Origin of the sequence: Streptomyces sp. NPDC006997 (assembly GCF_040635175.1) — a bacterium.
GTDB lineage: Bacteria > Actinomycetota > Actinomycetes > Streptomycetales > Streptomycetaceae > Streptomyces.
Genome location: NZ_JBEYHH010000013.1, coordinates 112,374 through 136,191 on the forward strand (window position 1 = coordinate 112,374; position 23,818 = coordinate 136,191).

A 23,818-nucleotide genomic window follows, 5' to 3' on the forward strand; every position below is an offset into this window, starting at 1 on the left:
CATGCCGGAGAACCGATCCGTCCAGCCCCCGCGGTCCCCCCAGCAGCCGCCGCGCCCGCTCGCGGGCCGTCGCGCCAGGACCGGCGTCAGCGCCGACGACCCGGCCGTCCGCGACCACCTCGTCCACCAGGTGCCGGTCCTGCCCGGGGTCTTCCTCCTCGACCTCGTCCTGCGGACCGCCCAGCGCGCCGGGGCCGACCCCGCCCACGTCGAACTGCGCCGCATCGTCTTCCACGCCCCCGTCGCCGGGACGGCGACGGACGGACGGCACACCGTCGAGGTCGCCTTCGGCGACGCGGAACCGGGCGCGCCCGTGCCCGTCACCGTGCGCAGCCGCCCCGACCGCACGCCGGACGCCCCCTGGGAGACCAACTGCACCGCCGAACTCCACCAGACGACCGGTGACCGGCCGTGGCCGCGCGTCGACCCGGGCCGGCTGGACGCCGAGGCGTCCCGCACGGTCGGCGTCGACGACCTGTACGGCTTCGTCCGCGCCCTCGACATCCACCACACCGGGTTCATGCGGGCCTCCGGCACCGTCCGCGTCGGCCCCGGGCACGCGCTGGCGCGGATGCGGCTGGCCGACGAGGCGACGGACCAGCTCGGCCACTTCCACGCCCACCCGGCCGTCCTGGACTTCGCCACCCTGATCCCGATGCTGCTCTTCCCGGAGCAGGACCTCGGCGCGCCCCGGCACGCCTACATCCCGCTGTTCGTGGAGTCGTTCCGGGCCCGTGCGGGCATCGGCGCCGAGAACCTCGTCCACGTGCCGGGGCCGGTCACCGGCGGCTTCGACAGCGAACTGTTCCAGGCCGACATCGCGGTGTGCGCGCCGGACGGCGAGGTGCTCGCGGAGCTGACCGGCTTCCGCGCCAAGCGCGTCCGGTCGGCGGCGCTCATCACGGACCGCGCGCGTCCCCGGCCCACCGAGCCGCCCCGGCCCGCCGCCGAGCCTCCCCGCCCGGCCGCGAGCAGCCCCGCGCCCGGGTCCTTCGAGGACCGTGTCGCCGCCCTCGTCGCCCGGCGGCTCGGCGTCGCCGCCGACGGCGTCGACCGCGACCTCGGCTTCTACGAGTGCGGCCTCAGCTCCGTCGACCTGCTGAGCCTCGCCGGGGACCTGGAGGAGCTGCTGGGCACGGAGCTGTACCCGACCCTGCTCTTCGAACACCCCACCGTGCGGCGCCTCGCGGGCCACCTGGGCGCCGAGTACGCGGACGCGGTACCGGTCGCGGAACCCGTACGCGAGGTGGTGCGCCCCACGGCCCCGCCCCGCCGCCCCGACGCCACCCGGCCCCTCGCCATCGTCGGCCTCGCGGGCCGCTACCCGGGCGCCGCCACCCCCGAGGAGCTGTGGGACGTACTCGGCGAGGGCAGGGAACGCACCGGCCCCGTCCCCCCGGACCGCTGGGACCACGACCCCTACTTCGACCCCCGGCGCGGCACCCCCGGACGCACCTACTCCCGCTGGGGCGCCTTCTGCGACGGCGTGGCCGACTTCGACGCGCCCTTCTTCCAACTGAACGCACGCCAGGCGGAGTTGATGGACCCGCACGAACGGCTGATGCTCCAGGCCGCCTGGGAGGCCCTGGAGGACGCCGGGCACACCCCCGAAGGGCTCGCCGAGCAGACCGGCCGGGGCGTGGGCGTCTTCGCGGGCGCCATGTGGAACGACTACCAGCTGCACGGCCTGGACCGGCTGCGCGACGGCACCGGCGACATCGCGGGCTCCTGGGCCTCCGCCCTGTCCAACCGGATCTCCTACTTCTTCGACTTCACCGGCCCCAGCATCACCGTCGACACGGCCTGCTCCGCCAGCCTGGTGGCCCTCCACCTGGCCGCCGACGCGCTCCGCCGCGGCGAGTGCCGCGCCGCCCTCGTCGGCGGCGTCAACCTCTCCCTGCACCCCTACAAGTACCTGCGCCTGGCCGAACTGGGCCTGCTCTCCCCGACCGGACACTGCCGCCCCTTCGGCCGCGACGCCGACGGCTACGTCCCCGGCGAGGGCGTCGGCGCCCTGCTGCTGCGGCCCCTCGACGACGCGCTGGCCTCCGGCGACCACGTCTACGGCCTGCTGCGCGGCTCCAGCGTCCAGCACAGCGGACGCACCGGCGGCTACTCCGTGCCCAGCCCCGAGGCGCAGACCCGGGTCGTCTCCGCCGCGCTCGACGCCGCCGGGGTCTCCCCGCGCACCGTCGGCTACGTCGAGGCGCACGCCTCCGGCACCCCGCTGGGCGACCAGATCGAGGCGGAGGCGCTCGCCGCCGTCTACGGGCGGGACGGCGGCGCCCCCGGGCACTGCGTGATCGGCTCGGCCAAGCCCGTCATCGGCCACCTGGAGGCGGCGGCCGGGATGGCCGGACTCACCAAGGTGCTGATGGCCCTGCGACACCGCACCCTGCCCGCCGTGGGCGACATCGGGGCACCCGCACCCGGGATCCGCTGGGAGGGCACCCCCTTCCGGCTGCCGACCGCGCCCGAGCCCTGGCCCAGCCCCGTCGACCCCGACGACGGACGCCCGCTGCCGCGCCGGGCCGCCGTGAGCGCCTTCGGCGCCGGGGGCGCCAACGCCCACGTCGTCATCGAGGAGTTCACCGGCGCGGTGCGCGACGGTGCCGACCGTGGGCCGCTGGCGGTACCGCTGTCCGCCCGGTCCGCCGACCGGCTCCGCGAGCTGGCCCGACGGCTCGCCGGACACCTGCGGGCCCGGCCCGGGGCGAGCCTGGCCGACGTCGCCCACACGCTGCGCACCGGACGCCGCGCCATGGCACACCGGCTCGCGGTGGTCGCCGCCGGCACCGACGAACTCGCGGCGGCGCTGGACGCCCTGGCGGCGGGGGGCCGGGCGGCGTGCCCGGCCTACCTGGGCGCCGACTCCCTGGGCGCCGACGGCGCGGGCGGGCCGGAGGCCGAGGCGGCACGGGCGTGGGCCGCGGGCGGCGCGCCCGGCTGGACGCCCGTACCGGGTGCCGTCCAGCGCGTCCCGCTGCCGACCTACCCCTTCGAACGGCGGCGGTACTGGCTCGGCGACACGTCCCCTTCGCCCGCGCGGGTCGAGCCGTCGCCCACCGACGGCACCGCCACCCTGCTGTACGTCCCCGGCACCCGCCCCCTGCCGCCACCGGCCGCTCCCCCCACCCCCGACGACGGCCCCCTGCTGGTCCTGGACACCGACGACGACCGCCACCGGGACCTGCGCGCCCTGCGTCCCGCCGTCGTCCGCGTCCGTCCCGGCATGTCCTACCAGCGGACCGCGCCGGACGAGTTCGTCATCGAGCCCGGCGACGCCGAGCACTACACGCGGCTCGTCGACACCCTGCGCGCGGAGGGCCGGGCACCCCGGGCCGTGCTCCACCTCTGGGCGCTGTCCGCCGGGGACGTCACCGGGGACACGGGCGGGGGCGGCGTACTCTCCACGCTGCTGCTCTGCCGTGCCCTGGCCGTCGGGCTCACCCAGCCCCTGCCGGTGGTCTACGCGTACGCCTCCCACGGCCCCGCCCCGGCGCACGCCGCCGTCGGCGGACTCGCCCGCAGCGTCCGGCTCGAACAGCCGAAACTCCTGCTCAGGACGGTGTGGTTCGCGGCCACGGAGCCCACCGCGGCGGCCCTGCTCGCCGAGACGTACGCGCCCGACTCCGGGACCGAGGTCCGTCACACCACCGCGGGCCGTCTCGCCGAGGCGTTCACCCCGGTCGACGCGGCGTCCGACGCCACCGGCGTACGGCTGGCCCGGCCCGGCGGGGTCTACCTGATCACCGGTGGCGCCGGTGGGCTCGGCCTGCACACCGCACGCCGGATCGCCGCCACCGACGGGGTGTCCGTGGCCCTGCTGGGCCGTTCCCCGGCCGACGAGCGAACCGCCGCGGCCGTGGCGGAGCTCGAAGGGCTGGGCGCCCGCGCCACCTACCTCACCGCCGACGTCACCGACCGCACGGCCCTGACGGCGGCCGTGCGCGAGGTGCGCGAGCGGTTCGGACCGCTCACGGGGGTCGTGCACGCGGCGGGCGTGCTCGACGACGCCCTCGTCGTCAACAAGAGCCGTGCCTCCGCCGAACGGGTCCTCGCGCCCAAGCTCCGGGGCACCGCGCACCTCGACGCGGTCACCCGTGACGACCGGCTCGACTACCTGCTGCTCTACTCCTCGCTCGCCGCGGCGGCCGGCAGCGCGGGCGGCGCCGACTACAGCGCCGCCAACCGCGCCCTGGACGCCTTCGCGGCCTGGCGCGCGGAGCGGCGGCGGGCGGGGGAGCGGCACGGCGTCACCCTCGCCGTGGACTGGCCGCTGTGGCGCGACGGCGGGATGCGCGTCGACCCGGCGCTCCAGGACCGCGTCCTCGCCCGCACCGGCTCGGTCCCGCTCGGCACCGACACCGCCCTCGGCGCCCTCGACACCGCCCTCGGCCTGGACGCGGAGCGGGTCGTGGTCCTGCACGGCGACCGGGCACGCCTGACCGGAGCCCTGGAGACCACGACCGCGCCTCCGGCACCGCCCGCCACCGAAACGGGGGACGACGTGCGCGCCCGCCTCACCGACCACATCACCTCGGTCCTGCGCCGCACCGGCCGGACACCGGCCGCCGTGGCGCCGGACCGGGGCTTCATGACCCTCGGCCTCTCCTCGGTCGAACTGTCCACGCTCACCACCGGGCTGGGCGCCTGGCTCGGCGTCGACCTGCCCGCCACCACGCTCTTCACGTACCCCGACACCGAGCGCCTGGTCGGCCACCTGCTCGACGCGCACCCCGACGCCGTACGCGCCGCGCTCGGCCCCGAGGAGACCGAACCGGCCCCCGCCCCGGAGAAGACCGAGGAGCGGGAGCGGGAGCGGGAGCGGGAGCGGGACCAGCCCGTCGCCATCATCGGCATGGCGGGCCGCCTCCCCGGCTCCGGCGACCTCGCGGGCTTCTGGTCCGACCTCCTCGGCGGACGCGACCTGGTCACCGAGGTGCCCGCCGACCGCTGGGACCACCGGAAGTACCACGACCCGACCGGCACGGTGCCGGACGCCACCGACTGCGGGCACGGCGGCTTCCTCGACGGCGTCGACCGCTTCGACGCGGCCTTCTTCGGCCTCGGCCGCGCCGAGGCCGAGGGGCTCGACCCGCAGACCCGGCTGCTGCTTGAGGTGCTCCACGAGACCGCCGAGGACGCGGGTGTCGCCGGCATCCTGCGCGGCTCGTCCACCGGCACCTTCGTGGGCCGCTGCTTCAACGACTACGACCAGCTCATGACCGCCGCCGGACGGTCTCCCGGCGCGCACGACGTGACGGGCACCTCCGTCACCATGGCCGCGAACCGCGCCGCCTACCACTTCGACCTCGCGGGCCCGTCCCTCGTCGTCGACACCGCCTGCTCGTCCTCCCTCCACGCGCTGCACCTCGCCGTGGAGGCGGTGCGCCGGGGCGAGTGCGCGATGGCGTTCGCGGCCGGTACCAACCTCGTCCTCGACCCGCAGCACTACGTGCGCAGTTCGGCGCTGGGCGCCCTGTCGGCGTCCGGCCGCTGCCACACCTTCGACGCCCGGGCCGACGGCTACGTGCCCGCCGAGGCCGTCGTCGCCGTCCTGGTCAAGCCCCTCGACCGGGCCTTCGCCGACGGCGACCCGGTGCACGCCGTCGTCCGCGCGGTCGGCGTCAACCACGGCGGGCGCGCGGGCTCGGTCACCGCGCCCAGCCCCACCCGGCAGACGGACCTGCTCGACGCCACCTGGACCCGCGCCGGTGTCGACCCGGCCCGGATCGGCTACCTGGAGGCGCACGGCACCGGCACCGCGCTCGGCGACCCCATCGAGGTCGAGGGCGCCGTGTCGGCCTTCCGCCGCCACACGGACCGTACGGCGTTCTGCGCGATCGGATCCGCCAAGGCGCACCTGGGACACGCCGAGGGCGCGGCCGGTCTGGTCGGGGTCGTCAAGACGGTGCTCCAGATGCGACACGGGGTGATCCCCGCCATGCCCGACTACCAGCGGCCCAACCCCGACTGCCGCTTCGACGGCACCCCGCTGTACGTCAACACCGAACCCGTCCCCTGGGAGGCGCCGCGGGGGCGGCCCCGCCTCGCCGGGGTCAGCTCCTTCGGCTTCGGCGGCTCCTACGCGCACGCCGTCATCGAGGAGGCCCCGGCCCCCCGCACGGCCGTGCCCGTGCCCGACGAGCCCCGGCTGTTCCCGTACTCGGCCCGCGACGAGGAGGCGCTACGGCACCTGGTGCGCAGGCACCGCGACTTCCTGGCCGCCGCGCCCGACACCCCGCTCGACCGGACGGCGGCCACGCTCCACCACGGCCGCGAGGCGCTGCCGCACCGGCTCGCCGTGGTCGCGGACTCCGCCGACGGCCTCCTCGCCGCGCTGGACGCCCACCTCGCCGACCCGCGCGCCACGGACCGCGTCCAGGTGACCGCCCACGCCCCCGGCCGCCACCTGCTCGACGCCGCGCGGGCCTGGGCGGCGGGTGACGACGCGCTGCCCGCCACCGCCGTACCGGACCCGGCGACGCCCCGGATCTCCCTGCCCACACACCCCTTCGCCGGGGAGCGGTACTGGTTCACCGCCCCTGCCCCGGCGACCGGGACACCGGACACGCCCCCGGAGGTGCGCGAGGCCGAGCGGCACATCACCACGAGCGGCTTCGACGGGCGCCGGGCCGCCGCGGGCATGGAGCGGCTCAACGAGATGCTCCGGCGCTGGTGCCGCCACCTGCTCGCCGACGCGGGCACACCGCCCACCGCCGGGCGGCTGCGGGCGCTGCTGGCCGACGAGGACGCCTACGGGCGGCTCGCGGACGCGCTGGCCGCGATGACGGCCGGGTCCGCCGACGCGGCGAGCAGGGCGGGCGACTTCCTCACCGAGGCGTCCGCGCTCGCCGCCGAGCACCCCGAACTGGCGCCCTGGGTGGACCTGGTGAAGGTGTGCCTGCCCCGGCTCCCCGACATGCTCACCGGCCGGGCGGACGCCCTGGAGGTGTTCTTCTCCCCGGACCACCCGGACCTGCTGCTGCGCATCTACGACGGCAACGCGGTCGCCGACCACCACAACGAGATCGTGGCCCGGCTGGTCGCCACCCGGGTACGGGAACTGCGGCGGGAACGGCCGGGTGAGCCGGTCCGGCTGCTGGAGATCGGCGGCGGCACCGGCGGCACCACCCGGCGGCTCCTCGAAGCCCTCGCCGAGCACGGCGACGCGGTGCGGTACCTGTTCACCGACGTCTCCCCGGCGTTCCTGCCCGCCGCCCGCGCCCGGTTCGCCGACACCGCCGCGGAGTTCACCACGGCCGTCCTCGACCTCGACCGGGACCCGGTCGAGCAGGGCTTCACCCCGCACGGCGCGGACATCGTCGTAGCCGCCAACTCGGTGCACGCCACCCGCCACCTGGGCGAGAGCCTCGGCCGCGTGCGCTCCCTGCTCGCGCCGTCCGGCGTGCTGGTGCTGGAGGAACTGGTGCGCAACCACGACTGCATGACCGCGATGATCGGCCCGCTGCCCGGCTACTGGTCGGCGGTGGACGTCGGCACCCGGCTGCCGCACTCCCCGTTCTTCGACGTACCGCGCTGGCGTACGGCGCTGGCGGAGCAGGGCTTCGAGGCCACCTGGGCGCTGGGGGCGCCGGACCTGGCGGAGACGGAGTTCGACAACGCGGTGCTCTACAGCCGCGTACCGGCGACGGCCGCCCCGGCGGCGAGCCTTCCGACTCCGGTGGCCGTCGAGGCCCCGGCCAACGTCGACGCTCCGGCCACTGTCGACGCTTCGGCCAGCGTCGCGGTCCCGGCCACCGTCGCGGCCCCGGCGCCGGAGCGCGAGCCGACCCCCGCACCGGATGCGGCACCGTCCGCCCCACCGGCCGACGCGGCCGAGATCCGCGACCGGCTCCTCCCGGTCTTCGCGCGGTTCTTCGGCCGTGCGCCCGAGGACGTGGACACCGCCGTCCCGTTCGACCGGTACGGCATGGACTCGCTCAGCGCGATCCAGCTGGTCCGCGGCCTGGAACCGGAGTTCGGCAAGCTGCCCAAGGTGCTGCTCTACGAGCACCCGACGATCGACGCCCTCGCCGCCCACCTCACCGCACACGCGCCCACGCCGTCCCGGAAGCCCCGCCCGCAGCCGGTCAGCGCACCACAGCCCTCGCCCGCCCCGGCGCCCGTGCCCCGGCCCGCCCCGGCGCCCGCGCCCCGGCCCGCCCCGGACGACGACCCGGTGGCGATCGTCGGCATGGCCGGACGGTACGCCCGCTCGTCCGACCTGGCGTCCTGGTGGCGGCACCTGCGCGACGGGACGCACCTGGTCGACGAGATCCCCCGGGACCGCTTCGACTGGCGTGAGGTCTTCGGCGACCCGCACCGCACCCCGGGCACGGTCAACAGCCGTTGGGGCTCCTTCATCGACGGCGTCGACCGCTTCGACGCGGACTTCTTCGGCATGACACCGATGGAGGCCGAGCTGATGGACCCCCAGCAGCGGCTGCTCCTCGAGACGGCGTGGCGGGCCGTGGAGGACGCCGGGCACCGGCCCGGCGAGCTGCGCTCCACCCGCACCGGCGTCTTCGTCGGCGCCACCTCCCACGACTACGACTGGCAGCTGCACCGGGCGGGCCGCCACCGCGAGGGCCACGTCGTCAGCGGCAACGGGCACTGCCTCATCGCCAACCGGATCTCCTACCAACTGGACCTGCGCGGCCCGAGCGAGGCCGTCGACACGGCGTGCTCCAGCTCGCTCACCGCACTGCACCGGGCGGTGCGCGCGGTGCGCTCCGGCGAGTGCGACGCGGCGATCGTCGGCGGGGTGCACCTGTTCCTCACCGCCGACCTGTTCGTGGCCCTCGGCCAGCTCGGCATCATGTCGCCGGACGGCCGCTGCGCCGCCTTCGACCGGCGGGCCAACGGCATGGTCCGCGGCGAGGGCTGTGTCGCGGTGCTGGTGAAGCCGCTGTCCCGGGCGCTCGCCGACGGCGACACCGTCTACGCCCTGGTCCGCGGCAGCGGCGTCTCCCACGGCGGCGGCGGGCACGTCAACTCCCTGATGATGCCCAACCCGACCGCGCAGGCCGAGCTGATCGGCTCGGTGTACCGGGAGGCGGGCGTGGACCCGCGCACGGTGACCTACATCGAGGCGCACGGCACCGGCACCGAGGTCGGCGACCCCATCGAGGTCCGCGGGCTGCGCAAGGCGTTCGCCGCCCTCGACGGCAGGCCGGACACGGAACCCGTCGACCCCTGGTGCTGGCTCGGCACCGTCAAGTCCAACGTGGGCCACACGGAGGCCGCCGCCGGGCTGACCGGCGTCGTCAAGACGGTGCTGGCGATGCGGCACGGCGCGCTGCCGCCCACGCTCCACTTCACCGAGCCCAACCCGCTCCTCGACCTGGACGGCAGCCCGTTCCGCGTCGTCGACCGGCTCACGCCCTGGCAGCGCGGGGCCGACGGCACCCCGCGCCGGGCCGGGGTCAGCTCCTTCGGCCTCGGCGGGACCAACGCCCACGTCCTCCTGGAGGACTACCCCGACCAACGGGCCGAGGTCCGCGCCCCCGACCGGGGCCCGCTGGTCGTCCCGGTGTCCGCCCGGACACCGGAGCAGCTGCGGGCCCGGCTCGCGGACCTGCACGGCGCCCTCACCGCGGACCCCGGCGACCGGCCCGGCCCGTTCGCCCTCGCGGACCTCGCCCACACGCTGACCGTGGGACGCGACCCGATGCCGCACCGCGCGGCGTTCGTCGTCGAGACGACGGACCAGCTGACCGCGGAGGTACGGCGGTCCCTGGACGGCGAACCCGGCCCGCGGACCGTCACCGGCACCGCCACCACCCCCGCCCAGGCGGGGGAGCGGACCGCCGGCGACGCGGACCCGTACGACGCGGCCCGCGCGTGGGTCACCGGCGCGGGCGTCCTGCCGGTCAGGCCGGGGCGGCGCACCCCGCTGCCCGGCTACCCCTTCGAAGCGCAGCGCCACTGGGCGGAACCCCTCGACCCGCCGTCGGCGGACAGCCCGGGGACGAGCCTGCCCGACCTGCTCCAGGCCCTCAACGACGGCCGTCTGTCGGTGGACGAAGCGGAACGCCTCATGGAAGGTGCGCGGTGATCTCCAGGAAGAACCGGCGGGACATACTCGAACGCGTCAGGTCCGGGCAGCTGTCCGTGGCCGCCGCGGTTGCCGCGATGAACGAGACGCACGAGGTCGTCGCCTACACCTCCGGCTGGCGGCGTGCCGAGCCCACCGCGGACCGCCCCGCCGCCACGGACCGCCCGCTCGTCGTGCTCGACGCGTCCGCCGCGCGCCGCCCCGGCCCCACCGTCCCGGAGGACGCCACGGTCGTCCGGGCCGACGAGACCGACCTCGCCGCCGACGCCTCCTGGGAGCGGCTGTGGGCCGGGCTCGCGGACCGGGGCGCCACCCCCCGGCGCGTCGTCCTGGTCACCGCCGCGGGTCCCGAGCACTGCCTCGACCTGGTCTATCCCGCCCTGCGCACCCTGATCCGCGGCCGGGTGGGCGACCGTCTCGCGCTGGCCTGCGTCACGGTGGGGGAGGACAGCGCCCAGTCGGCGGACGCGCTCGGCGGCTTCTGCTCGATCGCGGCCCGCGAGGACGGCAGGCTGCGCCTGGTCGCCGTGGCGGCCGGTGACCACCCCGCCCCGGTCACCCTCGCCCTGCGCGAACTCACCGCCCCCGCCGCCCCGTTGCACGAGGTCCGCTACGACGCCCAGGGCCGCTGGCTGCGCACCCTGACGCCCGCCACGCTGCCCGACGCCGACGGCGCCCCGCTGTCCGACGGCGCCCCGCTGTCCGGCGGCGTCCACCTGCTGTCCGGCGGCGGCGGGGGCGTCGCCCTGAGCCTCGCCCGCCAGTTGGCACCCTCCTCCCCCGTGGTGCTCCTCGGCCGGTCCGCGCCCGGCGCCGCGGTGGACGCCCTGCTGCGCGACGTCGGCGACCGCGTCCGGTACGTGCGGGGCGACGTGACCCGGCCCGGGGACGTCCGGCACGCCGTCGACGAGGCACACGCGGCGTACGGCCCCGTCACCGGCGTACTGCACCTGGCCGGGGTCAACGAGGACGCGTACATCGTCAACAAGGCGCCCGGCGGCCACGCGCGCGTGCTCGCCCCCAAGCTGCTCGGCGCCCGCGCCCTGGACGAGGCCACCCGCGACGAACCCCTCGACCACTTCGTGCTGTTCTCCTCCCTCGCCGGATACGCCGGACACCCGGGGCAGGCCGACTACGCCGCCGCCAGCCGCGCCCTGGGCGGCTTCGCCACCGACCGCGCCGCCCTCGTCGAGCGGGGCCTGCGGCGCGGCACGACCGTGTCCGTCGGCTGGCCGCTGTGGGCGGGCGGCGGCATGACCCTCAGCGACACCGACCGCGAGGCGGTAGAACAGCTCCAGGGCATGGTCGAGATGGCGCCGCAGACCGGACTGCGGGTGCTGCGGGCCGCGCTGCGGTCGCGGGCGCCGGAGGTCGTCGTCGTCCACGGGCACCGGGAGCGCATCGAACGGTTCGTCCAGTCCCGTCTCGACGCGGCCGACACCGCACCCGGGGACGACACCCCGCAGGCCGCGGACGCCGACGTGTCCGGCACCGCGCGGGACTTCCTCCTGGACGTGTTCGGCGGGCTCACCCGGCTGCGCCCCGAACGCCTCCGCCCCGACCTGGAGTTCTCCGCCCTCGGCATCGACTCCGTGATGGTCAAGCGGGTCACCGTCGCCCTGGAGGACAGGCTGGGCCCGATGCCCGCCACCCTCCTCTTCGAGCACCGCACGATCGACGACCTCACCGGCTACCTGACGGCCCACCACGGACCGGCGCTCGGCGCGCTCGCCGGGGGCGGCGACCGCCGCAACGGCACGGTCACCGACGCCCCGGCGAAGGCGCGGGCCGTGGTGCCCGTCCCGGCACCCGCCCCGGCACCCGGCCCGGTGGCGCCCAGCGAGCCCGTCCCGGACGACGCCATCGCGGTCGTCGGCCTCGCGGGCCGCTACCCCGGCGCCCGCGACGTCGACGAGCTGTGGCGGATGCTGGTGCGCGGCGAGGACGCCATCGGCGAGATACCGCCCTCCCGCTGGGACAGGGAACGCTGGTTCGACCGGGACGGGACGCGCGCCCGCGGCACCAGCTACGGTCGCTGGGGCGGCTTCCTCGACGACGTGGCCCGCTTCGACTCGCTGTTCTTCTCCGTCGCCCCCCGCGAGGCCCGCCGCATGGACCCCGCGGAACGCCTCTTCCTGGAGGTCGCCTGGTCGGCCCTGGAGGACGCCGGGTACACCCGCGACCGGCTGCACCGCGCCACCCGCACCGACGACGACGGCCACGCCGTCGGCGTCTTCGTCGGCGCCACCGGACTCGGCTACGGCCTGGTCGGCGCCGAGGAGTGGGGCAAGGGCAACCCGGTCTCCGCGTACTCGATGGAGTTCTCCCTCGCCAACCGCCTCTCCTACCACCTCGACGTGCACGGCCCGAGCCTCACCGTCGACACCGCCTGCTCCGCCTCCCTCACCGCCCTCCACCTGGCCTGCGAGAGCCTGCGGCGCGGGGAATGCCGGATGGCCGTGGCGGGCGGCGCCTACCTCACCCTGCACCCGTCGAAGTTCGCCATGCTCGCGGAGCAGCGGATGCTCTCCCCGGACGGGGTCTGCCGCGCCTTCGGCGAGGGCGGCAACGGTTTCGTGCCCGGCGAGGGCGTCGGCGCCGTCATCCTCAAGCCGCTGGCCGCCGCGCTCGCCGACGGCGACCGGATCGACGCCGTCATCCGCGCCACCGCCATCAGCCACGGCGGCCGGACCAACGGCTACACGGTGCCCTCACCGCGCGCCCACGCCTCCGTGATCGGCACCGCGCTCGACCGCTGCGGCGTCGACCCGTCGACCATCGGCTACGTGGAGGCGCACGGCACCGGCACCGAACTCGGTGACCCCATCGAGATCGAGGGACTCACCCGGGTGTTCCGCAGGTCCACCGACGAGCGCCAGTTCTGCGCCCTCGGCTCGGTGAAGCCCAACATCGGGCACGCCGAGGCCGCCGCCGGGATCGCGGGCCTCACCAAGGTCGTGCTCCAGCTCCGGCACCGCACCCTCGCCCCGACCCTGAACAGCGACCCGCCCAACGCGAAGATCGACTTCGCGGGCAGCCCGTTCCGGCTCCAGCACGCCGCCGCACCGTGGCAGCCGCGCCGCCCCGGCCTGCCCCGCCGCGCGGCGCTCAGCTCCTTCGGCGCGGGCGGCGCCAACGCGCACGCGGTCATCGAGGAGTACCAGGCCCCCGACCGCCCGCGCCCCGACGACGGCACCGACCAGCTGGTCCCGCTGTCCGCCCGCACCCCCGACCGCCTCACCGCCGCCGCCGACCGGCTGGCCCGCTTCCTCGACGCCCCGCGGGAGTCCCTGCCGCCGCTCGCGGACATCGCGCACACCCTGCGCACCGGGCGGGAGGGCTTCGAGTACCGCGCCGCGTTCGTCGTCGCGGACCACCGGGGCCTGCGCGAGGCACTCACGGAGTACGTCCGCACCGGCGCCGCGCACGCCTCCGGCACCCTGTCGCCCGAGGCCCCCCGACAGCGGCCGACGGACGCCGCCGCCCTCCTCGCCGGGGGCCGCCTGCACGACCTCGCCGCCCGCTGGGCCGGGGGCGAGGACTTCGACTGGCCGCGGCCCGACCCACGGTCCGGCCACACGGCCCGCCCCGTGTCGCTGCCGACGTACCCGTTCGCCGGGCCGGTCCACTGGCCCGACACCGCGGAGACGGCACCGGGGGCCGAGGACGTGCCGGTCACCCTCACCCCCGACCACCCCTGGGTCGCCGACCACCTCGTGGACGGACGGCCCGTGCTCGCCGGAGTGGCCCTCCTCGAACTGGCCCGTACGGCGGCCGAACGCACGGCCGCCCGACCGATCACCGAACTGACCGACGTCCGCTGGCGCGCCCCCGTGCTCATGGACACCGGCGAACGGCCCACCGTACGCACCCGGCCGGAGGACCGGCGGGTGCGTGTCGAGATCACCACCGGCCCCGTCGTGCACGCCACGGTCACCGCCGACCCCGACGCCCGGTTCACCGCGCCGCGGGCCGTCGACCTCACCGCCGTACGCCGCGACTGCACCCGCGAGACCGGCCACGGCGACTTCTACGACCGCGCACGGGCGGCGGGCCTCGACTACGGCCCGACCTACCGCCGCGTCGCACGCCTCTGGTGCGGCGACGGGCAGGCCCTGGCCGAACTCGCCGCCCCGGACGCCGGACAGCCGCACGGCGGCACCACCGACCCCGGCACCACCGACGCCGCGCTGCACGCCGTCCACGGCGCGCTCCCCGCCTGGGACGAACCGGCCACGCGGCCCGCCGCCGTGGCACGCGTCCGCGTCCACGACCCGGCCACCGCCCCCCGCTACGCCCACGCCCGGCTGGTCTCCGCCGACGAGGCGCGCGGCACGGTCCGCTGCGACGTACGGCTGACGGACGCCACCGGACGCGTCCTCGTCGAGTTCACGGGACTGACCGTCGTACGGCCCCCGCGCGGCGAACCCGACGTCCCCTACCTCGTGCCCGCCTGGCACCTGGAGCCCCTGCCCCGGGACGCCGCCCCCACCGGCGGACCGGCGCTGGTGCTCACCGCCGGGCACGACCACGGGCTCGCCGACGCCCTGGTCCGCGCGCACGGCGGCGACGCCGCCCGGGCCGACCTCGGCGCCCTGCGCGACCGCGCCGACCACCGCGCCCTGCTCGCCGCCCACCCCGACGCCACGACGATCTACTTCACGGGCGGCGTCGACACCCGCCGCCACTCCGCCACGGACCTCGACCACCTGGCCGACAGCGCCCGCGTCGGCTGCCGCGCCCTGTTCCACCTCGCGCAGGCGCTGTCCGACCTGCGCCCCCAGGGCGTCCGGCTCACCGTCCTCACCAGCGACAGCCAGCAGCCGCTGCCCGACAGCCCGGTGGACAACCCCTACGCCGGTGCCCTGCACGGCATGGCCCGCACCCTCTCCCGCGAGCTGACCTTCCTCGACGTCGTCTGTGTGGACCTGAGCCGCACCGACCTGGCGGAGTGCGCGGCACGCGGCACCTGGACGTCCCTCGTCAACGCCGTCACCGCCGAGCCCGCGGGACAGCCGTTCCAGGAGACCGCCCTGCGCGCCGGGACCCGCCTCGTCAAGCACCTCGCCCCCGCCCGGCTGCCCGCCCCGGCCGACGACCGGCTCCCGCTGCGGCGCGGCGGCCGGTACCTCGTCGTCGGCGGGCTCGGCGGCCTCGGCCGGGTCATCAGCGCCTACCTGCTGCGCGAGTGGGACGCCCGACTGGTGGTCATGGGCCGCAGGACGGAGGCCGAACTCCCGGACGGCGAACTCGACCGGCTCCGCGCGCACGGCGGGCAGGTCGCCTACCACAGCGGCGACCTCACCGACCCCGCCGCCAGCCGGGCGGCGGTCCGGCTGCTGCACGAGCGGTACGGCGGCGTCGACGGGGCGGTGCACACCGCGTTCGTCCTCGCGGACCGCACCATCGGCCACCTCGACGACGACGTCTTCGACGCCGCGTTCGCCCCCAGGACCCGGGGCACCGTCGCGCTCGCCGACGCCCTCGCCGCCGAACCGCTCGACTTCCTCGCCCTGTTCTCCTCCGCCATCGCCCACACCGGGAACCCGGGGCAGTCCAACTACGCGGCCGGATCGACCTTCCTCAGCGCGTACGGCGCCCACCTCGCCACCCGGCTGCGGTGGCCGGTCACCGTCTTCGACTGGGGGTTCTGGGGGGACGAGGGCGCCGTCGCCACCCCCGAGCACCGCGAACGCCTCGCCCGCTGGGGCGTCCAGCCCCTGTCCGCCGACGAGGGCCTGCGCGCCTTCCGGCAGGTGCTCGCCGCCGGACTCACCCAGGTCGCACCGCTCCGCGCCGACCCGGCCGAACTGGGCCGGGTGACACGGCTGCACCCCGTCACCCGGGACCTGGGCGTGCGCGGCGCCGACGTCCTCGCCGCTCCCGCGGCGGCCGTCGCCACGGCGCAGCTCGCCGCCGGTGAGCCCTACGCGCCGGACTACCTGGACGCCGTCGACGCCTACGCGCGGGTCGCCGTCCGCGACGCCCTGCGGCCCGCGGGCGAGCGGCTGCCGGTGCACGAGGAACGGACGCGGCTGTACGACGCGTTGACCACCATGCGGGAGAAGGGCGAGGACGGCGACCGGGCCGCGCTGCGGGACGGGCTCGCGGAGCGCTTCCCCCACCTGGTCCCCACCCTCGACCTCCTCGACGACTGCGCGGCCGCCCTCCCCGACGTCCTCGCCCGCCGCCGCAGCGGACTCGACGTCCTCTTCCCCGGCGGCTCCGACCGGCGCATGGCCGCGCTGTACGCCGACGACCCCCGCACCCGCTACTTCAACCACCTGACGGCCACGGCGGTCCGGGCCGCCGTCGCCGACGCCCTGGACGCGGACCCGGAGCGGCGGCTCCGCGTCCTGGAGATCGGCGCGGGCACCGGCGCGACGACGCGCGCGGTGCTGGACGCGCTCGCGGAGCACGGTACGGCCGTCTCGTACGACGTCACCGACATCTCGCCGTCCCTGGTCGCCGCCGCCCGGCAGCGGCTGTCCGACGGGCCCGTCCGCACCGACTTCCGGGTGCTGGACATCGCCGGGGACCTGGCGGCGCAGGGCTTCGACGGACAGCGCTACGACATCGTCGTGGCCACCAACGTCCTGCACGCCACCGGGGACATCCGGCGGACCCTGCGCACCGTGGCCGAGCTGACCGCCCGGGGTGGCCTGCTCGCCGTCAACGAGGCCACCCGCGTCCTCGACGCCGTCACCCCCGTCTTCGGCCTCACGGACGGCTGGTGGCTCGCCCGGGACGCCGACCTCCGGCTCCCGCACGCGCCGCTGCTCGCCCCGGCCGCCTGGGAGGCGCTCCTCGCCGAGTCGGGGTACGACCGGACGCGGCGCGTCGGCGTCCGGGGCTGGACCGACCACCAGGCAGGGCAGCACCTGTTCCTCGCGGAGCGGGGGGCGTGGAGCGTACCGGCGGTGGCGCCGGACTCGGCCGTGGCGCCCGACCCGACCGCGGCGACCCCCGAGGTGGCGGCCGAACCGTCCGCCGCCCCGGCGGACGACGGTCTCGTCACGGGCATGGAGGACCGCCTGCGGAACCTCTTCGCGGAACTGCTGCGGATGCCCGTGGACGAGTTGGACCCCGCCGTCCCGCTGGTGTCCTTCGGCACCGACTCGCTGACGGTGCTGGAAGCGGTGGAGCGGCTGGAGCGGGAGATCGGACGGGTGCCGCACGACCTCGTGGTCTCCGGGGAGTCGGTCCGCGCCATCGCGCAGGCGCTGGTCGCGGCCGAGAGCGGGGAACCGTCCGTCCCGGCCCCGGCGGAACCGTCCGCTTCAGCGCGACCCGCGCCGCCAGTCGCCACAGCCCCGTCCCCACCCGACGCCGACGAGCCGATCGCGATCGTCGGTGTGGCGGGCCGCTACCCGGGCGCTCCGGACGTCGACACGCTCTGGGCGCACCTCCTCGCCGCCCGCAGCCTCATCACGCCCGTGCCACCCGACCGTTGGGACGGCGGCGGCGACACCGGCGACGGCTCCGCCTGGGGCGGCTTCCTCGCCGACGTGGACCGCTTCGACCCCCTGCTCTTCCGCGTCTCCCCACGGGAGGCCGAACGCATGGACCCCGCCGAACGCCTCTTCCTGGAGACCGTGTGGGAGGCCCTGGAGGACGCGGCGCTCCCACCGGTCAGGCTGACCCGCCAGGGACGGCGCACCGGCGTCTTCGTCGGCGTGATGCACCACCAGTACGCCCTGCTCGCCGCCGAGGAGCGTGGGCGGGGAAACGCCGTACAGGCGCTGTCCTCCGGCTGGTCCATCGCCAACCGGGTCTCCCACACCTTCGGCCTGACCGGCCCGAGCCTCGCGGTCGACACCGCCTGCTCGTCCGCGCTCACCGCCCTCCATCTCGCGGTACGCAGCCTGCGCGCGGGCGAGTGCGCCACCGCGGTCGCCGGGGGCGTGAACGTCATCCTGCACCCGAGCCACCACACCGACCTGGCCGCCGCGAAGATGCTCTCGCCGGGCGGCCGACCCCGGGTCTTCGACACCGCGGCCGACGGCATCGTCACCGGGGAGGGGGTCGGCGCCGTCGTCCTCAAGCGGCTTTCCGACGCGCTGCGGGACGGCGACCGGGTGCACGCCTGTATCCGCGGTACGGCCGTCAACTCCGACGGTCCGACCGAGGCGTACGCCGTACCCAGCGCGGCGGCGCAGACCGAGCTGATCGCCCAGGCCCTCACCGCGTCCGGGGTGGCCGCCCGCACCGTGCAGTACGTGGAGGCGCAGGCGACCGGCTCCCCGGTCGGCGACCCGCTCGAACTCGCCGCCCTGCGCCGGGCCTACGGGGTGGGCGAGCACGGCCACCGGCTGCGCGTCGGCTCCGTCAAGCCCAACACCGGGCACCTCGAAGCCGCCTCGGGCATGGTCCAGTTGACCAAGGTCATCCTGCAACTGCGGCACCGCACCCTGGCCCCGACCCTCGGCTCCGACGGCGTCCTCACGGCCGACGGGTTCCTCGTCCCGCGCGAGCCCGTCCCCTGGCCCGGGCAGCCGGACGGTTCCGCGCGCCGGGCCGCCGTCAGCTCCTTCGGCGCGGGCGGCGCGAACGCCCACGTGATCGTCGAGGAGGCGCCGCGCGTCCCCGCGGACGTGCCGTCCGCGCCGGGCCCGTACCTGCTGGCCCTGTCGGCCCGCCGCCCGGACGCCCTCGCCACCCACGCCCGCCGCCTCGCCGACTTCCTGCGCGGTCCGGGGGCCGGTCTCAGCGTGCGCGACGTGACCCACACCCTGCGCGTCGGCCGCGAGCCACTCCCCGCACGCCTCGGGGCGGTCGTCCACACCCTGACCGATGTCGTCGAGGTCCTCGACGCGTACGCCGGTCAGCGGGACGACGCGCGGCTGGTGAGAAGCCGCCGGGAGGCGCCCGGGGCGTCGTCGCCCTCCGCGCTGTCCGCCGAGGACACCGCCGTACTCGACACCGCCCGGGCCTGGGTGAACGGCACGGACGTCGACCACCCGGACGCGACCGGTGCCCGGATCGTCTCCCTCCCGCACTACCCCTTCGCCTCCGGCCGCTACTGGATCCGCACCTCACCCGCCGAAGCGGCCGTCGCCGGTCCCAGCCCGTCCGTCGAAGCGGCGTCTCCCGGTTCCAGGCCGCCTGTCGAAGCGGCGTCTCCCGGTTCCAGGCCGCCTGTCGAAGCGGCGTCTCCCGGTTCCAGGCCGCCTGTCGAAGCCGCGTCTCCCGGTCCCAGCCCTTCCGCCGAAGCCGCCACCTCCGGCACCAGCCCTTCCGAGGAGCCCTCCGTGACCCGCCCTGACCCGACCGTCGACACCGCGGGCGGCACCACACCGTCCGCCTTCACCGCGATGCTGGCGACCGTCACCGACGCCATCTGCTCGCTGCTGGGCGTGGCACCCTCCGACATCGACCCGGCCGACCACCTCAGCGACTTCGGCTTCGACTCGGTGACGATGGTGCAGCTCGCCGACCGTCTCTCCACCGACACCGGCGTGGAGGTGCCGCCCCCGGTGCTCTACGGGTGCCGGGACACGGCCGCCCTCGTCGAGTACCTCGTCACGGCGACGAACGGTGTGACGGCCCCGCCGGAGGAGAAGGGGCCCCAGGCCCCGGCCCAGGCCCCGGCCCCGGTCGAACGGCACGACCCCCCGGCCCCGGCTCCCGTCCCCGCCCCCGTCGTCGCCCCGCCGCCCCCCGCCCCCACCGGTGCCGTCGCCGTCGTCGGCATGGCCGGGGCGTTCCCCGGCTCGCCCGACCCGGACGCGTTCTGGTCGCATCTGCTCCAGGGCCGCGACCTGATCTCCGAGGCGCCCGCGGACCGGTTCGGCAGCGCGGCGGCCGGGCGTCCGCCCATGTACGGCGGTTTCCTGGACGGCGTCGACCAGTTCGACGCCGGTTTCTTCCAGATCACGCCGCGTGAGGCGCGCGTGATGGACCCGCAGCACCGGCTGTTCCTGCAGACCGTGTGGTCGGCCGTCGAGGAGGCGGGCTACGACCCCGCCGCCCTGGCCGGTACCGCCTGCGGCGTCTACGTCGGTGTGGCCTCCTCCGAGTACGGGGAACTGGCCCGCGAACGCGGCGTCGACGTGGACGGCCAGCTGATGACGGGCAACGACCACAGCGTGCTGGCGAACCGGGTCTCCTTCCTGCTCGACCTGCGCGGCCCCAGCGAACCGGTCGACACCGCCTGCTCCAGCTCCCTGGTCGCCGTGCACCGCGCCGTGCGCGCCATCCAGACCGGCGAGTGCGAACTCGCCATCGCCGGGGGCGTCAACGTCATCGTCGCGCCGACGGCGTTCGAGGCGTTCGGCCGCTCCGGGATGCTCGCGCCCGACGGCCGCTGCAAGTCCTTCGACCACCGCGCCGACGGCTATGTGCGCGGCGAGGGCGTGGGCGCCGTCCTGCTCAAGCCGCTGGAGCGGGCGCTCGCCGACGGCGACCACGTCCACGGCGTCATCGCGGGCTCCGCGACCAACCACGGCGGCCGGGCCGCCTCGCTCACCGCGCCGAACCCCGCCGCGCAGGCCGAGGTGATCTCGCTGGCGCAGCGGCGCGCGGGCGTCGGTCCCGAGACGATCGGCTACGTGGAGGCGCACGGCACGGGCACCGCGCTGGGCGACCCCATCGAGATCACCGGACTGCGCACCGCGTTCGACCCGCCCGGCGACACGGAACGCGCCGCCGTCCCCCGCCAGTCCTGCGGACTCGGCAGCGTGAAGACCAACGTCGGGCACCTGGAGACCGCGGCCGGGATGGCGGGCCTGTTCAAGGTCCTGCTCGCCCTGCGCCACGGGATGCTGCCGCCCACCCTGCACGTCGAGCGCGTCAACCCGCTGATCAGGCTCGCGGACTCGCCGTTCCACCTCGTCACCTCCGCCCGCCCGTGGACCCCCTTCACGGACGGCGCCACCGGCGCCCCGCTGCCCCGCCGCGCGGGCGTCAGCTCCTTCGGCTTCGGCGGCATGAACGCCCACCTGGTCGTCGAGGAGGCCCCGAACCGCCCCACGGCACCCGGCGTCCCGGACGGCACCGACCAGCTGTACGTGCTCAGCGCCCGCGACGACGACCGCCTGCGCGCCGCCGTGCGTCGGCTCCTCGACCGCCTTGAGGCGTGGGAACGCGACGGCCGCCTGCGGACGGTGTCCCCGGCGGACGTCGCCTACACCCTCCAGGTCGGCCGCCCCCACCTGGAGGCGCGCCTGGCCGTCGCCGCCGCCACCCTCACGGACCTCGCGGACGTCCTGCGCACCCACCTCGACGGCGGTGGGACGGCCACGCTGGTACGGGGCGCACCGAGCGCCGACACCGCGGAACCGGCCGACGCCGACGACCTGTCGGACGCCCTGCGCCGGGCAGCCACCGGCGACGTCGGCAGGCTCGCCAGGCTCTGGGCGCGCGGCGCCGACGTGCCCTGGCGGTCCCTCCACACCGCCGCCCCCCGCACCCGCGTCTCCCTCCCGACGTACCCGTTCGCCCCGGAACGGCACTGGCTCCCGACCGCCGCCCCCGCACCCGCCCCCGCCCCGGCCCCGGTTCCGGAAACCCCCCGGCAGACGGCACCGCGAGGCCGTACCCCCACACCCGCCCCCACACCCCAGCCCGCATCCACACCCCCACCCGTAGCCGCCCCCGCTCCCCAGCCCGCCCCCGCGCCCGCCCCCGCCCCCCAACCCTCCACCGACCCCGACCGCCTGGCCACCCTCCGGCACCACGTCCGCGAAGCCGTGGCCGACGGCATCGGCATCCGTACCGAGGACGTCGACCCCCACCGGGACTTCGCGAGCTACGGCGTCGACTCCATCGGCGCGATGCGGATCATGCAGACGATCCAGGCGCGCTACGGCGACCACATCCCCATGGCGGCGATCCTCGAGCACCCCAGCGTCGACCGTCTCGTCACGCACCTCGACAAGAGCTACGTCCTGCCCGACGAGGTCCCCGACACCCTCGGCCCGCAGCCGTCCGCACCGGCACCGGCGCCGCGCCCCCGCCCGTCGGCGCCCGCGCCCGCCCGGCTGGTGCCGTTCACCGGTGCCGGGGAGGGGGACCCCGTCTACTGCCTCTTCGGGGACACGGGCGAGCTGACCTGGGCGATGCACCTGGTCGGCGCGCTCGCGCAGGACGGCCCGGTGACGGGCGTCGAGGCGCCCGGCTTCCGTTCCGGCGAGACGCCGTCCGCCGACGTGGGACTGCTCGCGCGAGCCTGCGCCGACGCGATCGTCCAGGCCCGGCCGGAGGGGAGCTGCCGGATCGCCGGGTACGGGCTCGCCGGTCTGGTCGCCGTGGAGACGGCCCGGCTGGTGCAGGACCGCGGACTGGAAGTGACCGAGCTGCTGCTCGTGCAGACCCCCGCCCCCGGCGAGGCACCCACCGCGGAGAGCGAGGCCCGGTCGCTGGCGGAGACGGCGGCGCACCTGGCCGGTGTCTGGGGCGCGACCCGGTTGCCCGCGCGGACCGACGACCTCGCCGGACGCAGCCGTGACGAGGCCCTCGACCAGGTGACCGCGGCGCTCGCCCCGGTCGCGCCGATGGACGGCGCGGCGCTGCGCGGCAGGCTGGAGCGGGCCACCGAGTGGCGTACCGCCCTCGCGGTCGCCGCCGCCGGATACCCGCCGCGCCCCCTGGGCCGCGCCGGACGGACCGTCGTCGTACGGGCCTCGGGAGCCGGGAGCCCGGTGGGGGAGTACCACCGCTGGATCGCCCCGCCGCCCGAGGTGGTCGAGGTGGACGCCGAGCCGTGGCTGCTGCTCTCGCGGGCCAACGCGGACCGGGTGTACGGCGCTCCGCCCGCCGTCGCCCCGCGGGCGGCGGAGGTGCCGGGGGAGGCGTCGCCCGTCGTCGCCATCAACCGGCACGGCGACAGCCGCCGCTCCGTCTGGGCGCACAACCTGTACGGCGAGGTGAGCTACGCGATCTACCTCTCCCGCCACCTCGGTCTGCACAAGCCCGTCATCGGCCTGGAGCAGATCGGCGCGGCCACCCCGGACCGGGCGCCCCGCCGGTACGAGTCGGTGGAGGAGATGGCCGCGCACTACACCGACGAACTGCGCGCCCGCTTCCCCGGGGAGCCCTACCTGCTGGGCGGCTGCTCCTTCGGCGGGGTGCTCGCCTACGAGATGGCGCGGCAGCTCCAGCAGGCGGGCGAGGAGGTGAGCCACCTGATCGCCATCGACCCGATCATGCCGGGCACGGAAGCCTGGGACAGCGTCGACTGGGGCACCGTCACGGAGGTGGAGGCGGAGGCGTTCTCGCTGGTGATGCTGGGCAACGCCATGTGCCAGCGGTGGGGCGTCGGCGAGCAGATCGGCCTCGCCGCGCTGGCCGACCTGGACCTGGACGCCCAACTCGACCTGGTCGCCCGCCATATCCACGACCGCTCCGCCGCCGGCCCCGACCCGGAGATGATCAAGCACCAGATCCTGGTCCGGCACGAGCTGATGCTGCACAACGGCGACCTGCTCCAGGCGTACCGGCCGCAGCCGCTGCGCAGCGCGGTCCCCACCACCCTGTTCCACGCCACCCAGGGCTTCCTGGCGCCGGGCAACAGCAACGACCTCCCGCCCGTGCCCAGGACCAGCGCGGACAAGTCGAACGGGCTCGCCCAGTTCGTCGGCCCGCGGATCACCATCCACGAGATGCACGCCGACCACCACACCATCGCGCACGACGAGAACCTGGCCCGCATCGCGGGGATGCTGGCCCCCGTGCTCGATCCACGCACCTTCCCGGCCAGCCTGTTCCCCGCCTCGCTCAACCCGGCGGGCCCCGACGGCGACAGGTGAGGACACC

The 23,818-nt window shown here is 76.4% G+C and carries 2 protein-coding genes; both read left to right on the plus strand.

The window, feature by feature from the left end; genetic code table 11:
- The first annotated feature begins 1 nt into the window (after position 1).
- Positions 2-10,063: an SDR family NAD(P)-dependent oxidoreductase gene (locus ABZ659_RS15400; protein ID WP_360218873.1), complete on the plus strand. Its 10,062-nt coding sequence runs from the start codon at positions 2-4 to the stop codon at positions 10,061-10,063.
- Entirely contained in the window at positions 10,060-23,811 is a 13,752-nt protein-coding gene (locus tag ABZ659_RS15405) for an SDR family NAD(P)-dependent oxidoreductase (protein WP_360218876.1), read from the plus strand. The genes ABZ659_RS15400 and ABZ659_RS15405 overlap by 4 nt, the downstream gene beginning before the upstream one ends.
- The last annotated feature ends 7 nt before the right edge of the window (positions 23,812-23,818 follow it).

Coding starts and splice junctions, on each gene's coding strand:
- ABZ659_RS15400 (WP_360218873.1), top strand. CDS start 2: ATGCCGGAGAACCGATCCGTCCAGCCCCCGCGGTCCCCCCAGCAGCCG.